General features: G+C 68.7%; 2 protein-coding genes and 1 pseudogene. All 3 read right to left on the reverse strand.

The window, feature by feature from the left end; genetic code table 11:
• On the reverse strand, positions 1-120 hold a 120-nt coding region (locus tag LCH29_RS43560), incomplete at its 3' end, for a roadblock/LC7 domain-containing protein (protein WP_030834062.1).
• A 10-nt stretch (positions 121-130) separates the two neighbouring features.
• Positions 131-3,247, reverse strand: coding sequence for a nitrate- and nitrite sensing domain-containing protein (locus tag LCH29_RS43565; RefSeq protein ID WP_446467220.1), 3,117 nt, complete (start codon positions 3,245-3,247; stop codon positions 131-133).
• A 337-nt stretch (positions 3,248-3,584) separates the two neighbouring features.
• Positions 3,585-3,821: pseudogene (locus LCH29_RS43570) on the reverse strand (ATP-binding protein); the annotation flags it as partial.

Below are 3,821 nucleotides of genomic sequence, written 5' to 3' on the forward strand. Positions count from 1 at the left end.
GCCTTCGGACATCGCCAGAAGGAGTCCGTCGGCGGAGACCACCACGGTGTGGGACACCCCGGGGGTGTTGTCCACGAAATTGGTGATCAACCAGTTCAGGTTCTGCGCCGCCTGGCTCATCGGGCTCACACTAACGCTCCTGATCGTAGGTGCTGCCGGGGCCGAAGCCCTGTTGGTCATGCTGGTCACGCGGGGTGATCCCGGATCCCGCATCGCGTCCCCGCTGGATGCCGCGGCGCAGGTTGCTGAGCCTGCCGCGGACGTCCTCCGGGGCCCGGGAGACCTGGGGGCCGCCCTGTCCGGTGGGCTCCGCGGCACCCTCGACCAGGTTGGCCTTGGGCACCCTCCGGGGCAGACCGGAGGAGGTGACCCCGCCGGCCTTCGGCTCGCGGAGCTGTTCGGCACGGTGCCAGCGCTGGTCGTTTTCCGACTGCCACTGGTTACCGTCCTCCTGCGGGGTCTGCCGCGGCCGTTCCGGCGCCGCAGCCGCCGCCGGCTCCCCGACTGCCGCCTGCGCCCCTGTCTCCTCGATCGGCTGCCACTGCTTGTCGCGGCGCGGGAGTCCCGCGTCGGTCATGGAGTGGACGCCGCTCGGAGAGGGGCCCGGACGGTGGAACTCTACGCGGTCCCGCGAAACTTCGGGACCGCCGGGTCCCGATTCCGTTTGCGTCCCGAACTGCGACGCGAAGGGGTTTTCAAAAGATCCGGAATCGCCCCACTCTCCCTGCTGGGAAGGTGAGTTATAGCCCACGTACGGCTGTTGTTCCGGCTCTGTCTGGGCTGTGAAGTCCGCTTCCGGTTCAGAAAAGGCGGAATCCTGGTACCGGGGACCGGCCGGTCCCGGACCGGGCTGGGCCAGCAGATCCGGCTCGGCCGGGTCGTGCCGCGGCTCCTGCTCCTGCTGCATGGCCTGGAGCCCGCCGTACTGCCGCGGGGGCTGCTCCGGCCGCTGGAACTGCTCCTGCTGCGGGGGCTGCTCCGGCCGCTGGAACTGCTCCTGCCGCTGGAGCTGCTCCTGGGCGTACGACGAGTCGTCGAAGCCCAGTTCCGCGGCCGTGCGCGAGGACAGGGCGGCGTCCTCGGCGGTGTACGTGGGCTGCGGCTCCGGCTCCGGGACGAGCCGGGAGACCGTGAACTCGTCCTGGGGCAGCTCCTCGCCGCCACCGCCGTGGGTGATCGCGTCGGGCAGCATCACCAGCGAGGTGGTGCCCGCCTGCTCACCGGCCGGGCGCAGCTGCACCCGGATGTTGTGCCGGTCGGCGAGGCGGCCGACCACGAACAGGCCCATGCGCTGGGAGACCGCGGCGTCCACGGTCGGCGGCTTGGCCAGCTTGTGGTTGATGTCGGCGAAGTCCTCGGCGGTCAGGCCGATGCCCTTGTCGTGGATCTCGACCACCACGCGGCCGTCCGGCAGCCGGGTCGCGGTGACCCGCACCTTGGTGTGCGGCGAGGAGAAGGTGGTGGCGTTCTCCAGCAGCTCGGCGAGCAGATGGACGAGGTCGGTCACCGCGGTGCCGTGGATCTCGCTCTCGGAGATCCCGGCCAGTTCGATGCGTTCGTACGACTCCACCTCGGAGGAGGCGGCGCGCAGCACGTCGATCAGGGGCACCGGCTGGTTCCAGCGACGGCCCGGCTCCTCGCCCGCGAGGATCAGCAGGTTCTCGCCGTTGCGCCGCATGCGGGTGGCCAGGTGGTCCAGCCGGAAGAGGTGCTCCAGCTGGTCCGGGTCGGCCTCCCGGCTCTCCAGTTCGGAGATCAGGGTGAGCTGTCGCTCGATCAGGCCCTGGTTGCGACTGGAAAGGTTTGTGAAGATCGCGTTGACGTTGCCCCGCAGCATCGCCTGCTCGGCCGCGAGACGGATCGCCTCGCGGTGCACCTGGTCGAAGGCGCGGGCGACCTCGCCCAGTTCGTCCCGGGTGTTGATCGGGATCGGGGTGACCCGTGTGTTCACCCGGCCCGGGTCGGTGCGGGAGAGTTGGTCGACCACCATGGGCAGCCGCTGCTCGGCGACGTCGAAGGCGGCGTTGCGCAGCTGGAGCATGCTGTGGCTCATCGAGCGGGCCATCCGGCCGGCCACGAAGAACGCCACGAGCAGCGCGACGAGGACGATCGCGGCGTTCACGATCGTGTCCTGCTTTGCGTTCGCGGATATTTGCGATGCCTCGTTCACGGCCTTGTCCACGAGGTTCTGCTCGGCGTCGCGGTAGGCGTCGAACTTGACCGTGGACGCCGCGAACCAGGCGTCCGGAGTGATGCCCTGGTCCGCCAGGTCCTCGGGCGCCGAACCACCGGCAATGGCCTGGACCATCCGGTCCATGGAGGGCGGTTCGGTGTACGTCTTCCCCGCGGCCTCGGCCTTCTGCTTGGCCGCGGCGCTCTGCGCCTGCGCCCGCTTCTTGGCCGCGGTGAGGGTGTCCTCCAGCCGGGTCACGTCCTCCGGGGTGCCCGCGGCGTTGAACTCCCCGAGGGCGATGCCCTCCAGGTAGACATAGCTGCCGAAAGCGGTCAGCTGGGTCTTGCGGTCGGCCGCCGACGGCCCCGGCTTGACCAGCAGATGCGTGCCGATGGAGCGCTGGAGCGACTCGGCGCCCTTGGCCAGCGAGACCGCGTAGACGGTGCGGCCGTAGGAGGTGATGTTGCCGGTGCCCAGGCCCAGTTCGTTGGCGAACTCGATCAGCGAGTGCTCGACGCCGACGTAGCCCTCTTCGGTCTTCACCGCGCCCAGCCGGTCGGTGTAGGCGTTCCGCCGCAGCGCCGCCAGCTGGGGTTCGGTCGACCGGAACGCCTTGAGGCGGCGTTTGAGCGTCGCCGTCTGCGGCATGTCGGCTGCCGCCTGGTCGAACTGCTCCTTCATCGCGTCGGTCGTCGCGCGGACCTTGCGCACCACGTCCTCATTGGTGCCGGTCAGCAGCGGTCCCGCGGTCCGGTCGCGCTCGTCGACCAGCGCATGGGCGTAGGACTCGGCGGCCCGGACCAACTTGGCGGTGCGTTCCGCGTCCTGAGCCTCGTTCCAGGTGGTGACCGACGCCGACACCTGGAACCCACCGAAGACCAGCGCCACCAGCACGGGGATGAGCAAAATGGCGTAGAGCCTCGTGCGCACCCCCCAGTTCCGCGGGGTGATCCGGCCACCTGTGGGGGCGGGCGGATCCGACGCATCTGCGGACGGTGCCGCAGTGCGTGTACGCGGCGGCGGGGTGAAGTTCCCTCGCGCTTCTTGCGCGGGGTCCGGCGTGCTTCGCCTCACTCGACCAACAACCTCTCGGCGTCGGCACCGATCTCGTGCCGTTCCCAGTTGAGCCCTTACTGCCCAGTTCAGCGAATTCCAGCACGCCCCGCAGGTGCTTTCCAAACACTACGCAAACCGATCAGTCTGTTGTCTAGACCAGAGATAAAACGGGCGTTACGGGTGAGACATGTCAAACACCGAACTAATTGAGTGCACAACGGAGTCGATCACGTGCGCTCCGTGTCGACGAGCCATGTTTTTCTCTGTCGAAACGTTATGAAGGTACGAGCGGGCCGTGTCGTTGGACACAGCCCGCTCGTACCTTTGCGGCCGGACAACTTCCGGCGATGTTCGTCTACTTGAGCCGGGCCATCAGCGCGTGTTCGACCAAGGTGATGAGGGCGCTCTTGGTCTCGCTGCGGTGGCGCGCGTCGGTGGTGATGATCGGGGTGTCCGGGCCGATCTGGAGGGCCTCGCGGACTTCCTCCGGCGCGTACGGCTGGTGTCCGTCGAAGCCGTTGAGGGCGATGACGAAGGGCAGGCCGGAGTTCTCGAAGTAGTCGACGGCGGGGAAGCAGTCGGCGAGTCGGCG

Source organism: Streptomyces sp. BRA346, from assembly GCF_052851135.1.